The organism is Silvibacterium sp., from assembly GCF_047605705.1.
Classification (GTDB): domain Bacteria; phylum Acidobacteriota; class Terriglobia; order Terriglobales; family Acidobacteriaceae; genus Silvibacterium.
Genome location: NZ_JASGFD010000049.1, coordinates 15,911 through 34,495 on the forward strand (window position 1 = coordinate 15,911; position 18,585 = coordinate 34,495).

An 18,585-nucleotide genomic window follows, 5' to 3' on the forward strand; every position below is an offset into this window, starting at 1 on the left:
GGTTACCGGCGTCCGGCTACTGGGCCTCTGGGTAGAGCAGCTCAGTGAAGCGCGGGTCGTCGGCCATGTCGACGAAGTCCGCGTCGCTGCGCGCCTGCAGGCGGTTGCGTGAGTTGAGTTCGATGGCGCGGGCCAGGTGCTCGAGGCACTCTTCGGCCTGCCCGGTCATGCTGTTCAGTACAGCCAGGCCGTAGTGCGCGTAATCTGCATCGCCATTGCGCTCGAGCATGCCTTCGAACTGGTCGCGCGCATCCTCATACTGCCCCTGGTTCAGCAGGGATACGGCGTAGTCGTAGCGCTCTTCCATGGTGCTGAAGTTCAGACTCTGGCGCGAGGAGTAGCGGGCGCAGACAGCGAGATAGACGCGTGAGCGGTCCGCCAGTTCCGGGACGGATTCGCCGGCAAGCTGCTCAAAGAGATCGCGAGCTTTGTCGTACTTGCCCTCCTGCATCAGCTGAACTGCGCGCTGAAAGTGTTCGAAGGGACCCTGCTCGGCGCTCTGTGCCTTGGTCTTTTTCTCGATGCCGGCCGCCTGGGCGCGATTCTTGGCGCCTGCGGAGCGTGCTTCCTGCATGAAGGTTTTTCCTTTGGGCCACGTGGGTGACCAGGTTGCTAGCGGTGGCTGCCGTAACCGATTCCGGCAGAATTGCCATTATCGTGGCATTTATACGTACTGTCTGTTGCTGCGTCAAGAACCCCCGCCCGACCTCTGCGGGGAGCTTCGTTTTCCCTCTTCATCCGATGCGCGTCGCGCTTCCGTAGACTGCAGGATTGAGCGACGGATCGTTGTACATCTTCATCTGGCGGTAGAGCTTGAACCGGCGCTCGCCGCTGAGGATGTTGTGCCACAGCGCGTCGAGGCATCCGGCAAGATCTGCCTGTTGTTGCAGTAACACCGATAGACGCGCTTCGTTGCGCTCGCGGTGGCCTTCGGGAGCGTTCTCGCGCTGCACCTCCTCACGCGTGTGGTAGATCTTCAGCGCAAGAATGGAGAGCCGGTCGAGCATCAGGCCGGGCGACTCCGAATGCAGCTCTGCGTCGAGCCGCGGCAGGCCATGCGGTTCGAGCGCAGCCAGCAGGCGCATGTCGCACTGCTCGGCAAGATCGTTGCGGCGCTGGTTCACGCGATCGATCGCGCGCTTGGTTTCGGCGATCTGCCGGTCGCTGGCGCCGGGTACGCGCGCCTGGTCCTCCGTGTGCCAGAGCTCGAAGTTGGCGCGATGCAGCTCAAGCACGATTTTCAGCAGCTCACCGGCCGGCGCCAGGGGATGATTTGTCTTCTCGCCGTGCCACGCCGCGGTGGCGGCGTCCTGCATGGCTGTTACTTCGGTGGCTGCCAGCAGGGCGCCCGGCGTTGCTTCTCGTATTTCTGTCATTCAGCTGTCCCATCCCTATGGTAGAACTAACCTTCACTCAGGACCATCGGGCCATACCATCGCACGCGCGGAGTTTCCCAATGAGCCAGTCTCGCGAAGAGCGCCTCCTCTGCATCTCCTCCTACGTAAAAGGTCATGCTTTCCTGCGACAGGCCGCGGCCATGGGCTGCAAGGTCGTGCTGCTGACGCTGGACAAACACCGCGATGCCGACTGGCCGCGCGAGAGCCTCGAACTACTGGAGACGATGCCGTCCGGGCTGACGCTCGAGCAGATCACCAACACGGTGGCCTGGCTGGCGCGCACCCGCCGCTTCGATCGCATCATCTCGCTCGACGAATTCGATATGGAGACCGCGGCGCACCTGCGTGAGCACCTGCGCATCCCCGGCATGGGACGGACGCTGACTGCGCACTTCCGCGACAAGCTGGCCATGCGTTGCGAGGCGGAGAAGGCAGGAGCGCTGGTTCCGGATTTCATCGGCGTCTTCAACTATGACGATCTGCGCGCATGGATGGATAGCGTCCCCGGGCCGTGGCTGCTGAAGCCGCGCTCGGAGGCCTCGGCCATCGGCATCCGGAGGATTCATGAGCCGGAGCAGCTGTGGCGCGCGCTGGAGGAGCTGGGTGACCGGCAGAGCTACTTCGTGCTCGAGCAGTTCATCCCGGGCCAGATCTACCACGTGGATTCGATCGTCAGTGAGCGCGAGGTCCTGTTCACCTCGGTGAGCCGCTACGGGCAGCCGCCGATGAAGGTGATGCACGAGGGCGGCGTCTTTACGACGCGTATCCTCGACCGCGATACGCCGGAGGCCGTTGCCCTCACGGGCATCAACGGCGAACTGGTGCCGCGCATGGGCATGGTGCGCGGGGTCACGCACGCCGAGTATATCCACGGTGAGGACGGCCGTTACTACTTCCTCGAGATTGCCGGGCGCGTGGGCGGCGCATATATCTCGGACGTGATCCGGCACGCTACGGGTGTCGATCTCTGGACGGAATGGGCGCGGATCGAGGTCGCGCATCTGCGCTACCAGCACTACGCGCTGCCGAAGAAGGAAGAGCTCTACGCGGGCAGCGTGCTTTGCCTTGCGCGGACGGAAAAGCCGGATACCTCGGGATTCGACGCGCCCGAGATCATCGAGCGGATCGACAAACATCATCACGCCGGGCTGATCGTGCGTTCGACACAGGCCACGCGCGTGCAGGCGCTGCTCGAGGATTACAGCCGCCGCTTCGCGGAGCTTTTTCTGGCGACTGCGCCGGTGCCGGACAAGCCACCGGCGTAACGGCTTCGAGCATGCTCGTGGGATGATGGATCGAGCGCGGTGACCGGCCGGCTTGTCCGGCCCGATCCTACCGGCCTGAAAGGAACAGAAGTGTCGTCGACCTCCTTGCAATTCCCGCATCGCCGCTACAATCCTCTCCGCCGCGAGTGGGTGCTGATCTCTCCGCACCGTACCCAGCGCCCGTGGCAGGGCGAGGTCAACCCGTCTTCGGGCTTCTCGGATGTGCACTATGACCCGACCTGCTATCTTTGCCCGGGCAATACGCGCGCCGGGGGGCACGTTACGCCTCCATATGAAAGCGTGTACATCTTCGACAACGATTACGCCGCCCTGCTGCCGGATTCTCCCGAGCCCCCGGCGGACGTACATCCGCTGCTTCATGCCGAACGCGAGCGCGGACGCTGCAAGGTACTGTGCTTCCATCCCGACCACAGTCTGACCCTGCCGCGGATGCAGCTTGAGGACATCCGCAAGGTGGTGGACGCGTGGACCGCGGAGTATGCGGAGCTGGCGCAGGTGCCGGAGCTGAACTACGTGCAGATCTTCGAGAACCGCGGCGCGATGATGGGCGCGAGCAATCCCCATCCGCATTGCCAGATCTGGGCGACCGAGCATGTTCCCGACGAGCCCGCTGCCGAGACCGAATCGCAGCGCGCCTATCTCGCCGAGCACAAGAGCTGCCTGCTCTGCGACTATCTGAAGGTCGAACTGAAAGAGAAGACCCGTGTCGTGTGCGAAAACGAGCACTTTGCCGCCATCGTACCGTGGTGGGCAGTGTGGCCTTTTGAGACACTCGTGCTGGCCAAGCGGCACCTCGGCTCGATGCCCGAGTTCACCGATGCCGAGAAGACGGCGCTGGCGGACATCCTGAAGCAGGTAACGACCCGCTACGACAATCTCTTCGAGGTGAGCTTCCCCTATACGATGGGCTTCCACCAGTCGCCGGTCGACGGAGAAGAGCATCCGGAGTGGCACTTCCACGCGCACTTCTATCCGCCGCTGCTGCGTTCGGCAACGGTGCGCAAGTTCATGGTGGGATTCGAGATGCTGGGTATGCCGCAGCGCGACATTACGCCGGAAGGGGCGGCGGAGCGGCTGCAGGCGCTCTCTTCGACGCACTTCACTTTGAAGTAAAAGCAGGGAAATAAAAGTCAGGGAAGCGGAAACAGAAACGCCCGGGGCGAAGGCCCCGGGCGTTCTGTATTTGGGGTGGAGTGTTTCCACAAAACCGTGGTGAGCCCGCTGGGGCTCGAACCCAGGACCAGCGCCTTAAAAGGGCGATGCTCTACCAACTGAGCTACAGGCTCCTACCTTTTTCAAATTATCACACGGTAGCGGCTCTCTCGAAAAACGTATCCAAAAGTAACGAGTTACGCATTACTATGTAGCTGTCCCCGCTGCTTATGTGTCCGATATAGGTACCAGAAAAGGGTGTCGGAGAAGGTAGCAGAGAAGCCCTCCAGTAAGCACCCACAAATTACAGACGTCACGTCTTATTTGAGTTCGACTAGCTCCTCCGTGGTATTGGGCGGGTAGGAAAAGAGGGATAGACTTGCGGCAGTATTGGCCTGTAAGTGCTCTCTTTTGATGAATTTCTGGCGTTCCGTGGAAGACCGGTGCGACCATCCAGCCCCGCAATGACAGTAACCGAACGGGTACGAGGGTAATTCCATGAGCGCCGATAAGCGCAACGCTTCACAAGCAGAGTCCGACTCTGCTCCGATCCTGCCTGAGGACATCGCCACGCTCTATTCGTGGGCGAACCTTCATGGCATCAAATACCGGGACTTCAGTGCCACGCGCCAGGACTTCCGCTCCCAGCCCCGCGCTCCGCGTCCGGATCAGGAGCCGGATCAGGCTGTAGAGGCAGAAGCTGCCCAGGCTGTTCCGGCCGCCGAGCCGCTCGAGGACGTTCTGGAAGCCACGGCTCCCCGTCCGGAAGCTCTGGAAGCGGAGAACAACGAGCCTGTGCCGGTCGAGCAGATCGAAGCTGTAGCCCTCGTTCCGGAAGTGAAGAAAGAGATCGCGGAGCCAGCTGTCGCAGCCGAAGAAATTCCTTCTCAGCCGGTTGCGTTCGAGGCGTCTGCTGCACAGGACTATGCCGCGCCGAAGAACACGGAGTCAGGAGCTCCGGAGGCTGAGATCCGGATCGACGCTGCCGCCGGACCCGCCTCTGCGGTGGCATCGAGGCCCGAGCAGAAGACCGAAGCGCAGTCCCGGACGATCGCGCGCGGTCCCTGGGCCGAGCTGCTGGGCGCCGAGTTACCGGGAGATAAGCCCGCCAAGGCCCCGGCCGTGAAGGATGACAATCCGACGCTGAAAGCTGCGCCTGTTCTGGCTCATGAAGTCTTGACCGAGCCGCCCGCGAAAGCCTTCGTTGCCGAACCTGCCGCCGCGTCTACTCCGGCATCGGCGGAACGTTCCGGAAATGGCTATGCGCATCTGCCGCCCTCCATGCTGGCCGAGCCGGCACCTGCGAAGAAGCAGGAGACGCCGGGCCGTGAGAGAACGTCCTCCCGCTGGTATGCGCTGAATCGCATCGCCGGGCACCTTGAACCGCATGCTCATGGGGAGCCTGCGCTGCATGCACCCGTGCTCGCCGTCTTTTCGCTGGCCGGTGGAGTCGGCAAGACCGGCCTGGTGGCGACGCTCGGCCGCGCTCTCGCATCGCGCGGCGAAGATGTCCTCCTCGTCGATACGAATCCTTATGGGCTGCTGCACCTCTACTACGGCGCGCAGGCGCCGAAGCCGGGTGTGGTTCGCAGCTTCACTGGCGGCGGGCAGGATGCGGCGGTCCAGATGCTCAGCCTGGATGCATTCACCGCGCCCACGGCTAAGCTCGGTGACCTGTTGCAGCAGAACTCGCAGGGTGTGAGCCGGATTCTCGTCGATGTGGCGACGGCTTCGGTCGAACTGGTGAAGCAGCTGGCGCGCTTTACGCCGCAGGTGCTGGTGCCACTCACGCCGGACCTGCACTCGCTCGGTTCGCTGCAGGCGCTCGAGGATTTCTTTGCGCGGATCGAAGAGAGTGAAGGACGCAGGCTCGAGCCGGTGTATCTCATCAACGGCTTCGATCCGGCTCTCTCCCTGCACCTCGAAATACGCGAAATCCTGGCTCAGCGGCTGGGTGATCGTCTGCTGCCGTTTGCGCTGCATCGCTCGGCTGCCGTGGCCGAAGCGCTGGCTGAAGGCATGACGGTGGTCGATTACTCACCCGGCGCGCTGGTCGCCGAAGACTATGCTTCCCTTGCTTCATGGGCCCGCCGCCTTGCGGCTCCCGCAGACGGTGCACGCCGCGGCCGTCGCTGGAGCGAGCAGGAACGGAGTTAATACATGGCTTCACCCGATGTCTGGCAGAAAGTAGAGAACAGCGAAAGCTTCCTGCCCACTCTGATCCGCGCCACGCTGCTGCTGCTCGGACTGATCTGCATGTTCTACTTCGGCATTGTGCCGCTCACCTGGCCGCAACAGGCGGTGATGGGTCTGCTTACGATCCTGCTGGCGCTGTGGCTGACGCGCGTCTCGAATGCGTACCTGATTACGCTGGCGCTGATGGTGATGTCGTTGTTCTCCACCTTCCGCTATGCGTGGTGGCGCATCGGCACGGTCATTGATTTCTTTCAGGATCCGGGCAGTAAGTGGGGACCGCTGGATGCGTTCTTCATCTTCGTGCTGGTGGGCGCGGAGACCTACGCATTCATCATCCTGTTCCTCGGCTTCATGCAGACGATCTGGCCGCTGCGCCGCGCACCGGTGCCGCTGCCCGAAGATCCGAATGACTGGCCGCACGTCGACCTGCTGATCCCCAGCTACAACGAGCCGCTGAACGTGGTGCGCTACACCGCACTGGCGGCGCTGAACATCGACTGGCCGGCGGACAAGCTGCACGTCTACATCCTCGATGATGGCAAGCGCGAGGAGTTCCGCAGGTTCGCCGAAGAGGCCGGCGTGGGTTACATGACCCGTACCGACAACAAGCACGCGAAGGCGGGCAACATCAATCGCGCGCTCCAGAAGCTGACTTCGCCTTACGTGGCGATCTTCGACTGCGATCACGTGCCGACGCGCAGCTTCATGCAGATGACGATGGGCTGGTTCCTGCGGGACCACAACCTGGCGATGCTGCAGACGCCGCACCACTTCTATTCGCCCGATCCGTTCGAGCGTAACCTGCACCAGTTCCGCACGATTCCGAATGAGGGCGAGCTGTTCTACGGCATTGTGCAGGACGGCAACGATTTCTGGAACGCGACGTTCTTCTGCGGTTCCTGCGCTGTGCTGCGCCGCACGGCGCTGGACGAGATCGGCGGCATCGCCGTCGAGACGGTGACTGAGGACGCGCACACCTCGCTGCGCATGCAGATGAACGGCTGGAACACGGCCTACATCAACATTCCGCAGGCGGCGGGCCTGGCGACCGAGCGTCTCTCGGGCCACGTGAAGCAGCGTATCCGCTGGGCGCGCGGCATGATCCAGATCCTGCGTACGGACAATCCGCTGTTTGCCAAGGGTCTCAATTTCGCGCAGCGTCTCTGCTACTTCAACGCGATGACGCACTTCATGTACGCGCTGCCGCGACTGATCTTCCTGACTTCGCCACTGATCTACCTGCTGCTCTCGCACACCAACGTTCCGGGCTACTGGGCGGCGATCTTCGCGTATGCGCTGCCGCACCTCGTGCTCTCGAACGTGACGAACTCGCGCGTGCAGGGGCAGCATCGGCACTCGTTCTGGAATGAGATCTACGAGACGGTGCTTTCGCCGTACATCCTGCTGCCGACCATGATGGCGCTCGTGAATCCGAAGCTCGGCAAGTTCGACGTGACGGCAAAGGGCGGCGTGGTGAAGCAGGACTTCTTCGACCACCGCATCGCGCAGCCGTTCATCGTGCTGATGCTCTTCAATTTTCTCGGCCTGCTGATGACCATCCCGCGCTTCTTTCATGTTCCGGGGCTCGGCTACTTCTGGGATGGCACGCATCCGGGCACGATCATCATGAACGGCATCTGGACCATCTTCAACATCGTGATTCTCTCGGTGGCCACGGCCGTGGCGCGCGAGTCGCGTCAGCAGCGGCAGCAGGTGCGCATCACTTTCACCGTGCCGGTCAGGATCAAGATCTCCGATTCGGTGAGTTTTGCCGGGGAGACGATCGACGCTTCGAGCGGCGGCGCGGCGATCCATATGAAGGAAGATTGCCAGCTGGCGACCGGCCAGCATATCCGCATCGCGTTCCCGCTGCGGCTGGGCGATGCCGAGCTGCCTGCAATCGTGATTTCCAGCGAGAAGAACGCGCTGCGACTGCAATTCGACGAACTTTCCCTTGTAGAGGAAGAACTGCTCACCATGATTCTCTATTCCCGCGCGGACACGTGGCTGAACTGGGGCGAGTCCCGTGAAGTCGACCAGCCGCTCCGCAGCCTCTGGCGCATCCTGCAGCTTTCGCGTATCGGCATTCGCGAGACGCTTTCGATTCTCAAGCCGAAGCGCAAGCAGAGCGTAAAGGCTGCCGGCAAGGGCAGCATGGTGGCGAAGAAGGTGGCTTCGATCCTGCTGTTCCCGCTGCTGCTGGGCGCGGCGATGCATCTGCACGCGCAGCCCGCATCGCATGCCGCGGATACGTCCGCAGCTGCTTCGGGAGGCGAGTTCCACAATCACTTCACGCTGGGCGAGCTGGGCATGAGTTCGCCGGTCGAAATGCGCGGCATCGACAGCACCTTTACGCTGCCCTTCGCGCTGCAGCAGAACCAGATCGTGAAAACCGCGACGCTGCATATGGTCTATCATTTTTCGCCCGGGCTGATCCCGGCAATGAGCCATATCAAGGTCATGCTGAACGGCACGCTGGTGGGCACGGTCGAGCCGCCTGCCACGCCCGCGCAGGGCGATGCGATTCTCGACCAGACCTTTACACTGCCCGCCGATCTGCTGGTGCGCAACAACCAGATCAGCTTCGAGTTCATCGGCCACTATGTGATGGTGTGCGAGGATCCGGCGAACACGGTGCTGTGGTCGCGTGTCGACCCCACCTCGACGCTCGACATCAACGGCGAGCTGCTGCCGCTGGCAGACGATCTGAAGTTCCTGCCGCTGCCGTTCTTCGACGATGCGTTGAAGCAGGCGCCGGTGGTGCCGATCGCATTCCTCTCGAACCCCACGCAGGATGCGCTGCAGGCTGCGGGCATTGTCGCTTCCTACTTCGGCGTGCAGGCGAACTCGCGGCCGGTGCGCTTCCCGACCTCTGTGGGCACATTGCCGAGCGGCAACGTGGTGCTGGTTTCGGACAATCCTTCTTCGCTGCCGGCGGGCTTCAACCTCGGCGCGCTGAGCGGACCGACGCTCGCGGTTCGTCCGAATCCTGCTGATCCTTACGGCAAGGTGCTGATCGTTGCGGGCGCGGATGCGAAGCAGCTCATCATCGCGGCGCAGGCGCTCTCGCTGGGATGGAACGGCATCCAGGGTGCGACCGTCACGGTGCACGATTTCACTCCTCCTGCACAGCGTATTCCTGACGACGCGCCGCGCTGGGCGCGCACGGATCACCGCATCTCGCTCTCGGATTACACCAGCCCAGACCAGATGAAGACCGACGGTTCGGCGCCGATCGAGACCTTCTTCCGCACGCCGCCCGATCTCTACTACGCGGACAAGAACAACACGATTCTGCACGTGGATTATCGCTACAATCCGATTCCGATCGGGCCGAACTCGAGCGTGCAGGTGCAGGTGAATCACGCGTATCTCGGCTCGCTGCCGCTGATCCCGGGCAAGACGCCAACGAAGAGCACCTCGACCACGATGGCTCTGCCGGTCGTCGATCTGCGCCCGTTCTCTGACACCATGAGCTTCATTTACACCTTCCAGGTGCAGAAAGCGGGTGGCTGCAAGGACACGACGCCGATCAACATGCAGGGCTCGATCCTGGGCAGCTCGTATCTCGATCTGCGCGGCTTTGCGCATTGGGCCGCGATGCCCAACCTCGACCTTTTCGCCAGCGCGGGCTTCCCATTCACGCGCTATGCCGACCTGAGTGAGACAGAAGTGGTTCTGCCGCAGACGCCGTCCGCGCAGGAGATCGAGGTCTACCTCACCATGATGGGGCACTTCGGCGCGCAGACGGGCTTCCCGGTGCTGCGCGTGACGGTGGGCGATGCCGACGACATGAAGTCCGGCGTGGATCGCGACTTCCTGGTGATCGGCACAGGCGACGACAACCCCGGCATGAGCCGAGGCGAGAAGAATATGCCGGTGCTGATGTCCGCCAACGGGCTCAGCGTGCATGACACCGAAGGCTTCTTCGCGCCGCTGCACAAGGCATGGTGGAAGATCCGCCAGATCGATCAGCAGGTCTCGGGTGAGATCAACATCACAGGCCTGCCGCAGGCGGTGGTCGAAGGCTTCGAATCGCCGTGGACGAAGAAGCGTTCAGTGGTGCTGGTGGCTCTTCGCGATCCGGGCGAGGCCGAGCCCTTCCTGGCACGCTTCCTCAAGGTGGCGCAGTCCAGCGAAATCACCGGCACGGTGAGTGTGCTGCACGGATCTGCCTTCCAGTCCTATCGCCTCGGCAACGCGGTGTACCACGTCGGCTACCTGCCGTGGTGGCAGGCGCTCAACCTCTGGTTCACGGAGATGCCGTGGACAGTGGCGCTGGCGGTCTTCGCCGTGTCCTTCGTCTTCGCTGTATGGATTCGCACCTGGCTGCGCCGCCGCGCACGTGAGCGCCTCCAGGTTTATCAATGAGGTCTGCCGGAATGATTTCGATCTTCCACAAGAATCATCGCGACGGGGGCGAGGCTCATGGGAGTCCGACCTCCGCGCGTAAGACCCGGGCCACTTTGGAGAGCATGACTGCATTGACTTCCGCTGATCTGATCCGCGCGCGCCTGCTGCGTGCCGCTACCGCCGCTCTTCGCATGCAGGCGAGCCGCATCACGCTGCTGGCGGCGCTGCTCGCGGCTTCGGCCGCACCGGCTGTCGCGCAGTCGGCCGCGGTGCGCATCCTGCTGGACCGCGCGCACACACAGGAGCAGGCAGGGCACGGCGATCTCGCCGCGCAGACATGGCAGCAGGTGCTGCTGGCCGATCCGAACAACACGGAGGCGCTGGCAGGGCTGGCGCGCTGGGCTCGCCGCGCGGGCAACAACGCGCAGGCGGATAAATACGTGGAGCGGCTGAAGCAGATCAACCCGGCCGATCCGGAAATTTCACATATTCAGAATCTCTCGAGCACGCGGGTGCAGAATCAGCGCCTCGAGGAAGCGGCCAAGCTGGCGCAGAACGGTCATCCGCAGGAGGCGCTGGCAGCCTATCGCGGCATCTTCGGCAACACGCCGCCGGATGGCGACTGGGCGCTGGCGTACTACAACACCATGGCGTCGGTTCCGGCGGAGCGCGATGGTGCGATCGACGGACTGCGCGGGCTGGCGCGGAAGTATCCGGCCGACACGCGCTACAGCATCACGCTGGGACGCATCCTGACCTACACGCCGAAGACGCGCGCCGAGGGCGAGCGCATTCTTCGTGAGCATGACCAGGATGTGAATGCGCAGACCGCGCTTCGCCAGGCGCTGGTGTGGGATGCGCAGAATCCGAGCGCGGCTCCGGCGATTCGCGATTACCTGAAGCAGCACAAGGACGAGGAGTTGGCGCGCGATCTATCCGAGGCGCAGTCGCGGCAGGCCGCGGCCAGCACGCCCGCGATAGCGCAGAATCCTGCGGAAGGCGCGGCGTATCGCGCGCTCAACGACAACCAGGTCGATGTCGCGCAATCGCGCTTTCAGGCTCTGATCGCGCAGCAGCCGCACAATCCACGGGCGCTGGCGGGCATGGGCTTCGTGCGCATGAAGCAGGGCAACTTCGCCGATGCTGCGAACTATCTTGAGCAGGCGCAACAGAACGGCTCGCACGATGCTTCAGTGGCCTCGGCGCTGACCACCTCGCGCTTCTGGAACACGATGCAGCAGGGCACGGCGGCGCTCAATGACAACCGGCTCTCCGATGCGACTTCGAACTACCAGTCCGCGCTCGCGCTGCGTCCCGACTCGCAGGAAGCTCTCGAAGGCCTGAGCGGCGTGTACATGAAGGCCGGGCAGCCGGGCGCCGCCATTGCGATTTATCAGAAGCTGACGAAGCTGCATCCGAATTCCGTCGATGCGTGGCGCGGCCTCTTCAATGCGCAGGTGCAGTCCTCGCAGTACAGCGATGCGCTGGCTACCTCGCGCAGTCTTCCGCCTGTGGCGCGCGATGCCATGGCGCAGGATCCGCAGTATCTGACGAACCTGGCCGCGGCCTACAAGGCAACGGGGCAGGATGCCGAGGCGCAGCGCGTGCTGGCGCAGGCGCTCTCCATTCCGTTTCCGGATAACGGCAAGAACCTGAAGGCTTCGACGCGACTGCAGTATGCGAGCATCCTGATGGCGAACCAGCGCTATGAGCAGGCCGCGGGGCTATATCGCGATGTGCTGGCGGACGATCCGATGAACGTGCCTGCGTGGCAGGGACTGGTCTCGGTGCAGCACCAGTCGAACCACGATGCGGAGGCGGTCGAGACCATCGAGCGCATGCCGCCTTCGGCCTATGAATCGGCCATGCAGGACTCGGGTTTTCTCTCACTGGTGGCTGCGATCTACCAGCAGCAGAATCATCCGGATGTCGCGATCGGTTTCCTCGAGCGCGCGGCCAAGCTGTCGTCTGACAAGGGGCAGACGGTGCCGACGAGCCTCGAGCTGCAGATTGCCGCGCTGCGCCTGGAGCAGAACGATCCTGCGGGCGCGTATGCGGTCTATCGGCAGGTGCTCATCACGCATCCCGACCATCTCGATGGCTGGAAGGGCCTGATGTCGGCGCTGCACCAGACCGGCCACGACACGGACGCCCTCGCGCAGATGCAGCAGATTCCTCCCGATATCCGCCGCCAGCTTGAGTCCGATCCTGATTATCTGCAGACGGTCGCCGCGATCTATGCCTCGACCGGCAATCAGAAGGCTTCGCTGCAGATTCTGGCCGAGATTCAGGATCACTATCGCGGGCAGCATGCCGTGCCGCCTGCGGATGTCGATATCCAGAGCGCATGGCTGCTCTACAACGCGGGCAATGACGCGACGGGTGCGACGCAGCTCACCGCTGAGCGCGATCTCTACCGCGCACTGATGGCGCTGGGCAGCCGCAGGGATCTGACCGACGATCAGCGCCGCCGCGTGCAGACGATCTGGGCCTCATGGAGCGTGCGCCGTGCTTCGCAGGCCGCGGAAGCAGGCGACAGCCACAAGGCGCTGCAGTTGCTGCAGGCCGCGCAGCAGGCATTCCCGGGCAATCCCGATGTGACGAAGGCCCTGGCGGGTGGCTATCTGCGCGCCGGGCAGCCGAAGGCCGCGCTTGCGATCTACAACTCGCCGGAGCTGGCCGATGCGATGCAGAATCCGACGGTCGCCGACTACCAGGGCATGGTGGGCGCAGCGCTCGCGGCGCCGAACCTTGCCCAGGCCGAGACGTGGCTGAACAAGGCGCTGGCGACCTATCCGAACGATCCGAGCGTGCTCGCGCTCGCCGCCCGCTTCGAGCAGGCGCGCGGAGACAACGCGCGTGCGGCGGCGTACTGGAAGGCTTCTATCGCGGCCATGCCGCCGGTGAGCCCGGCCAACCAGCTGGCGCATATTCTCGATCGTCCGGATATCGTGAACCCGTCGCAGACGCTCTCGACACCGAGCCTGGCAGGCCTGCTCGATCCGGATGGACAGGCGACACCGCAGACCGCTCCTGCATTGCCGGGTTACGGCAACGGCGGCAACGTGTATGTGGCGAGCGGGCAAGCTCCGCTGCTTGGTCCCGATCCATACAAGACCGGCTCTGCGCCTGTGGTGCTGAATGGCGCCATGAGCGGCGGCGCGGCTGGAGACAGCAACTCGCGCACGACAACCACGACGACGACCACCACGACCTACGCGCGCGTGCAGCCGACGGTGAAGCACACGACGACGGTGCATCATGCGGCGGCCTCCAGTACGACGACCACTACAACCTCGTCGGTGCAAAAGCCAGCACCGACGACTACAGCTTCGGCGACGCCTGCTCCGGTGCATCACTATCGCAAGCGGGTCTACTCGGGCGTTTCCAATCCGCCTTCCGACCAGACGTACACGACGACGCAGACCACCACCAGCTATGGCGGGAACAGCACTGCCGGTTCGGGTGCTTCGAACACGGGCAGCTCGAGTGAACGGCTGGGGGACTACTCGCCGCAGTCCTCGCTGCACATGCCGATGATCCCGGCGGGGCGCCTGCCGGATGCGGCGCAGCCGACCGAGCGCATCACCAGTCAGCCGGCCTCCGAGATGGCGCAGGCGCAGGATGCCTTCGCGCCGCCCGCGATGCCGCAGGCACGCGCCGATGCGGATCTTGCCTCGGGGAATGGCGAGAATGCCGCGAACGCTGCGCAGCTGCATCTCGGCATCACCGCTGCGAATCCGGCCGAGGCGCATTGGAACACACTGGCTGTGGCCAGCCCTGCACCGATGCCGCAACCCGAGCCGGTTGCCGATCCGGTGGAGCTGACGCTCGACTCGAGCCGCGCGATTCAGTATGTGCCGAACGGCTCGCCGACCATCGAGGCGTACAACCGCGCTTCGGCCGCTCTTGCGGATGCGCAGCGGCCGGTGAACGCTGCCTATCTCGATTCGGCTTACGTGGACCCGCAGGCGACAGGCGCGTCGCAGCAGATCACGCAGTCCTGGTCGGCCCTGGGATCGAGCACGGGTGCTCCGACTTCGACGCCGTATCTGCCTTCGCAGATGAGCTTTGCGCAGCCTGCAACCACGACGACGACCACGACGCAGCCGTCGAACCAGTCTGTGTATGGCGGACAGCGTTCGCTAACCGGCTGGGCTCCGGTGAAGCAGACGACCGTGACCACGGTGACGACCGTTGCGGAGAACGAAGGTGGTCCGCTGCCTGATGCTCCGCAGCAGCAGGATCTGCCGCCGCTGCGTGGACCCTGGGGCGCGAAGCGGGTGATCAAACAGCGCGATCCGCGTGAAGATGCGGCGATGCAGCTAGCCATGATCGAAGGCGGATACAGCCCGTGGCTCGGCGGCAACGGTTATATCGGGCACCGCAGCGGTTCGGCGGGTATCGACCAGCTGACAATGTTCGAGGCCCCCATCGAAGCTTCGACGCCGCTGGGCGGCTCGGCGAGACTCACGGTGGTGACCACGCCTTCGTTCCTCGATTCGGGTGTGCTGACGTCGAGTTCGGTCAGCTCCACGACGGTGGGCGGCGGCACGACGGCGAACCAGCTCGGCACGCTCGCTCCCGGCTCGGCCGCGGAACAGCAGAACGCCTCGGGCGTGGGCGGGGAAGTGCAGCTCACGGCAGCCAACTGGGGCGCGGCTGTCGGCTATACGCCGTACGAGTTCCTGGTGAGCAACGTCATCGGCCGCTTCAACTGGCGTCCGGCGGCGGGGCCGTTCACCTTCACCTTCAATCGTGACGCGGTGAAGGATTCGCAGCTCTCTTACGCAGGCCTGCGCGATCCGGGTTCGGCCAGCTCGACTTACTCCGGCAACATCTGGGGCGGCGTAATCACCAACGCCTTCAATCTCCAGTATGCGAAGGGCGATGCGAAGTCGGGCTACTACATCGGCATGGGCGGACAGTACCTCACCGGCCATCACGTCGAAGACAACAAGCGGATCGACGGCGTGGCGGGCGCGTACTGGCATGTACTCTCCGTGCCGGATCAGGGCGACCTGACGATCGGCACGAATTTCTTCGGCATGCACTACACCAATAATCTGCGCTACTTCACCTATGGCCAGGGCGGATACTTCTCGCCGAGTGCCTACATGTTGGCGAATGTGCCGGTGACGTGGAGCGGCCACTACGGCGTGAATCTCCACTACACGGTGGCGGGCGCGTTCGGCCTGCAGGCCTTCCAGGAAGAGGCAACGCCGCTCTTCCCGCTGGACCCGGCGCTGCAGACGGCGAACGACAATCCGTACTACTCGGCGCAGTCGGTGGTGGGCGGCAACTATGACCTGCACGGCGAGATGTCCTACCACCTCACCGACCACTGGTACATCGGCGGCTTCCTCGCGCTGAACAATACCCGCGACTACGGCAGTCAGACGGTGGGCTTCTTCGTCCGCTTTCTGGGCCGGCCGCAGTATCCGTCCGAGCTTGGGCCGACCGGGCTGTTCCCGTACCAGGGGAACCGACCGCTGATGGTGCCGTAAGGCGAGTTGTCAGGGCTCAGAGCTCAGGGCTCAGTAAAACAGGGGTGTCCGGTTCCGGACATCCCTGTTTTGTTTGTGGGCAGCGGGGCTTCGAGGGATTGAGGGCGTCCGCCGCTAAGTCTTTGATTTTGCGTGATATCCACAGTGAAAAACTTTGGCGCGCGGCGTGCAATATAGGTCGGTGCAATGGATATCGCCCGGCCTGACATTAAGAAAAAGAAGCTGCGCCGCAATGCGGCGTGGATTGCCTCCGGAGTCGTCGTCGTCGCTGCAATCGCGGTCGGCGTTTACCGGTTAAAGCCGGCTGCGCCACCCGTCGATGCCAGCACGATCTGGCCTGACACGGTGAAGCGCGGTCCTCTCGTCGTGCAGGTGCACGGCCTGGGAACACTGGTTCCGCGCGAGGACTCGATCGAGCTGATCCCCGCGCAGACCGAAGCCACGGTGGTGCGCATCCGCGTGCTGCCCGGCACCAAGGTGACACCGGATACCATCCTCATGGACCTTGCCGATCCGCAGCTGGAGCAGGAATTGCTCAGTGCGCAGCTGGCGCTCAAGGGCGCCGAGGCGGATTACAAGAGTCTGCAGGCGACGCTCCAGAGCACGCTCATGGATAAGAAGACGGCGGCCGCGCAGGTGAACGCCGACTATACCCAGGACCAGCTGCAGGCGCAGACGGACAAGAAGCTCTACGATCTGGGCGTGATCTCGGGCCTCGCGTACAGCAAGTCCAAGGGCACGGCCGACCAGCTCGCGACCCAGCATGACCTGAGCCAGCAGCAGCTCGAAGTGAATCGCCAGGCGATCGAGGTGCAGCTTGCCTCCTCGCAGGCGAAGATCGACCAGGCCAAGGCGCAGCTCGCTCTCTACGAGAAGCAGTCCGCGGCGCTGCAGGTGAAGGCCGGCATCAGCGGCGTGCTCGCTCCGCTGGCGACGCCGGTGCAGGTGGGCCAGCACGTGGCGGTGGGAACCTCGGTCGCCGAAGTCGTGCAGCTCGACAAGCTGAAGGCCGCACTGCAGATCGCCGAGACGCAGGCGCACGATATTCAGCTGGGACAGCCGGCGGAAGTCGACACGCATAACGGCATCGTGCAGGGGCACGTGATCAGAATTGATCCCTCGGTAGTGAACGGAACGCGAACCGTTGACGTATCACTCGATGGAGCCCTGCCCCCGGGTGCGGTTCCGCAGTTGAGCGTGGACGGCACCATCGATCAGGCGCGGCTGGCGGATGTGCTCTACGTCGGGCGACCGGCCTTCGGCAATCCTGACAGCACCATCAGCCTCTTCCGGATCGATGCGGACGGCAAGACGGCCACGCGCGCGCAGGTAAAGGTAGGCAAGGCTTCGGTTACGCAGATTCAGATCCTCGAAGGATTGAAGGAAGGCGATCGTGTGATCCTTTCCGACATGTCGAGGTACGACGCTACGGATAAGGTACGGCTCGAGTAGTCCCCGCCTCGCGCCGCGGACACAGCGCAGTTTGAAAGATCAGGAAGAAGGAGCAGAGGCATGACGGAAACCAGGCAGTCGTTGATTGAGATTGAAGGCCTCACCAAGGTCTTCTACACCGACGAAATCGAGACGCACGCTCTCTCGGGCATTCACCTCACCATCGCGAAGGGCGAATATGTCGCCATGTCCGGCCCGTCGGGCTGCGGCAAGTCGACGCTGCTTTCGATTGTGGGCCTGCTGGATACGCCGACCGGCGGCAAGTACATGCTGAATGGCCATGCGGTTGAGAATCTGAACTTCGCGCAGCGCTCGCGCATCCGCAACCAGGAGATCGGCTTCATCTTCCAGAGCTTCAACCTGATCGGCGACCTCACGGTTTACGAGAATGTGGAGCTGCCGCTCACCTATCGCACGGGCATGTCAGCTGCCGAGCGCAAGCGGCGCGTGCAGGAGTCGCTCGAGCGCGTCTCCATGGCGCACCGTATGAAGCACTACCCCTCGCAGCTCTCCGGCGGTCAGCAGCAGCGTGTCGCCGTGGCGCGCGCGCTGGCGGGTTCTCCCTCGATCCTGCTGGCGGACGAACCGACCGGTAATCTCGATTCGCGCAACGGCGAAGCGGTGATGGAGCTGCTCCAGAACCTGCACCGCGAGGGCGCGACGATCTGCATGGTGACGCACGATCCGCGTTTTGCGCGCCACGCCGAGCGCAACATCCATCTCTTCGACGGCAAGGTGGTTGCCGAAGGCGAAGCCTTCGAGCCGGCTCTCGAAGCACGGTAAGCACTCCCTCCGCCGGGCATGGTCCGGCGGCCCCAGGCAGTTCCCACCCCGCCCGCCACTGGCTGCATATTGCGGCCTGCCGGCGGGCGGTGCGGAGCCTTTCGCTGAAGACCGGGAGCTTTTCTGCGCCCGGCTGGTACAAGGAAGCAGATGATTCAGCTACGAAATATCGAGCGCAGCTACAAGACGGGCGCGGGCCAGAACTGGGTTCTGCGGCGCATCAACCTCGACATCCGCGAAGGCGAGTTCCTCACCATCATGGGACCGTCGGGAGCGGGGAAGTCGTCCCTGCTGAACGCGCTCGCGCTGCTCGACGACCAGTGGCTGGGCGAGTACTGGTTCAAGGACGAGCCGGTGCATGCGATGAACCGCAAGCAGCGCGCTGAGCTGGCGAAGCGGCACATCGGCATGGTCTTCCAGAGCTATCACCTGCTCGTTGACGACACCGCGGACGGTCGG

10 protein-coding genes and 1 tRNA gene are annotated in these 18,585 nt (G+C 63.6%); 8 read left to right on the forward strand and 3 right to left on the reverse strand.

Annotated features, from left to right (window positions below; all coding sequences use genetic code 11):
* Positions 1-16 precede the first annotated feature (16 nt).
* Together QM649_RS15970 and QM649_RS15975 are read right to left on the reverse strand one after the other, a co-directional pair.
* Complete coding sequence (locus QM649_RS15970) at positions 17-574, reverse strand: TPR end-of-group domain-containing protein (RefSeq protein WP_415200057.1); 558 nt, start codon at positions 572-574, stop codon at positions 17-19.
* 160 nt (positions 575-734) lie between these two features.
* Positions 735-1,376 carry a DUF4254 domain-containing protein gene (locus tag QM649_RS15975; protein WP_415200058.1) on the reverse strand — a complete coding sequence of 214 codons (642 nt, stop codon included), beginning with the start codon at positions 1,374-1,376 and terminating at the stop codon, positions 735-737.
* 80 nt (positions 1,377-1,456) lie between these two features.
* On the opposite strand from QM649_RS15975, the gene QM649_RS15980 reads away from it, so the two are divergent.
* On the forward strand, positions 1,457-2,662 hold the full coding sequence (locus QM649_RS15980; protein ID WP_415200059.1) for an ATP-grasp domain-containing protein: 1,206 nt from the start codon (positions 1,457-1,459) through the stop codon (positions 2,660-2,662).
* A gap of 90 nt (positions 2,663-2,752) precedes the next feature.
* Positions 2,753-3,796 carry a UDP-glucose--hexose-1-phosphate uridylyltransferase gene (locus QM649_RS15985; protein WP_415200060.1) on the forward strand — a complete coding sequence of 348 codons (1,044 nt, stop codon included), beginning with the start codon at positions 2,753-2,755 and terminating at the stop codon, positions 3,794-3,796.
* A 97-nt stretch (positions 3,797-3,893) separates the two neighbouring features.
* Here QM649_RS15985 and QM649_RS15990 read toward each other — a convergent pair.
* Positions 3,894-3,969, reverse strand: a tRNA-Lys gene (locus tag QM649_RS15990).
* Between the two features lie 364 nt (positions 3,970-4,333).
* Between QM649_RS15990 and QM649_RS15995 the strand changes: the two genes are divergently transcribed.
* The 6 genes from QM649_RS15995 to QM649_RS16020 all read left to right on the forward strand — a co-directional run.
* Positions 4,334-5,992: a cellulose synthase operon protein YhjQ/BcsQ gene (locus QM649_RS15995; RefSeq protein WP_415200061.1), complete on the forward strand. Its 1,659-nt coding sequence runs from the start codon at positions 4,334-4,336 to the stop codon at positions 5,990-5,992.
* Positions 5,993-5,995: 3 nt separating this feature from the next.
* Positions 5,996-10,402 carry a UDP-forming cellulose synthase catalytic subunit gene (bcsA, locus tag QM649_RS16000; RefSeq protein WP_415200062.1) on the forward strand — a complete coding sequence of 1,469 codons (4,407 nt, stop codon included), beginning with the start codon at positions 5,996-5,998 and terminating at the stop codon, positions 10,400-10,402.
* 104 nt (positions 10,403-10,506) lie between these two features.
* Positions 10,507-15,891: a cellulose synthase subunit BcsC-related outer membrane protein gene (locus QM649_RS16005; RefSeq protein WP_415200063.1), complete on the forward strand. Its 5,385-nt coding sequence runs from the start codon at positions 10,507-10,509 to the stop codon at positions 15,889-15,891.
* A 186-nt stretch (positions 15,892-16,077) separates the two neighbouring features.
* Positions 16,078-17,343 (forward strand): efflux RND transporter periplasmic adaptor subunit, encoded by a 1,266-nt coding sequence (locus QM649_RS16010; protein WP_415200064.1) that lies wholly within the window; start codon positions 16,078-16,080, stop codon positions 17,341-17,343.
* A gap of 60 nt (positions 17,344-17,403) precedes the next feature.
* A complete protein-coding gene (locus QM649_RS16015) occupies positions 17,404-18,126 on the forward strand; it encodes an ABC transporter ATP-binding protein (RefSeq protein WP_415200065.1) in 723 nt (240 codons plus the stop codon).
* A 150-nt stretch (positions 18,127-18,276) separates the two neighbouring features.
* The coding region (locus QM649_RS16020) for an ATP-binding cassette domain-containing protein (protein WP_415200066.1) at positions 18,277-18,585 on the forward strand (309 nt) is incomplete at its 3' end.

Excerpts from the sequence above, each read along its gene's own strand:
- QM649_RS15980 (WP_415200059.1), top strand. The coding sequence starts at position 1,457 with ATGAGCCAGTCTCGCGAAGAGCGCCTCCTCTGCATCTCCTCCTACGTA.
- bcsA (WP_415200062.1), top strand. The coding sequence starts at position 5,996 with ATGGCTTCACCCGATGTCTGGCAGAAAGTAGAGAACAGCGAAAGCTTC.
- QM649_RS15975 (WP_415200058.1), bottom strand. The coding sequence starts at position 1,376 with ATGACAGAAATACGAGAAGCAACGCCGGGCGCCCTGCTGGCAGCCACC.
- QM649_RS16015 (WP_415200065.1), top strand. The coding sequence starts at position 17,404 with ATGACGGAAACCAGGCAGTCGTTGATTGAGATTGAAGGCCTCACCAAG.
- QM649_RS15995 (WP_415200061.1), top strand. The coding sequence starts at position 4,334 with ATGAGCGCCGATAAGCGCAACGCTTCACAAGCAGAGTCCGACTCTGCT.
- QM649_RS15970 (WP_415200057.1), bottom strand. The coding sequence starts at position 574 with ATGCAGGAAGCACGCTCCGCAGGCGCCAAGAATCGCGCCCAGGCGGCC.
- QM649_RS16010 (WP_415200064.1), top strand. The coding sequence starts at position 16,078 with ATGGATATCGCCCGGCCTGACATTAAGAAAAAGAAGCTGCGCCGCAAT.
- QM649_RS16005 (WP_415200063.1), top strand. The coding sequence starts at position 10,507 with ATGACTGCATTGACTTCCGCTGATCTGATCCGCGCGCGCCTGCTGCGT.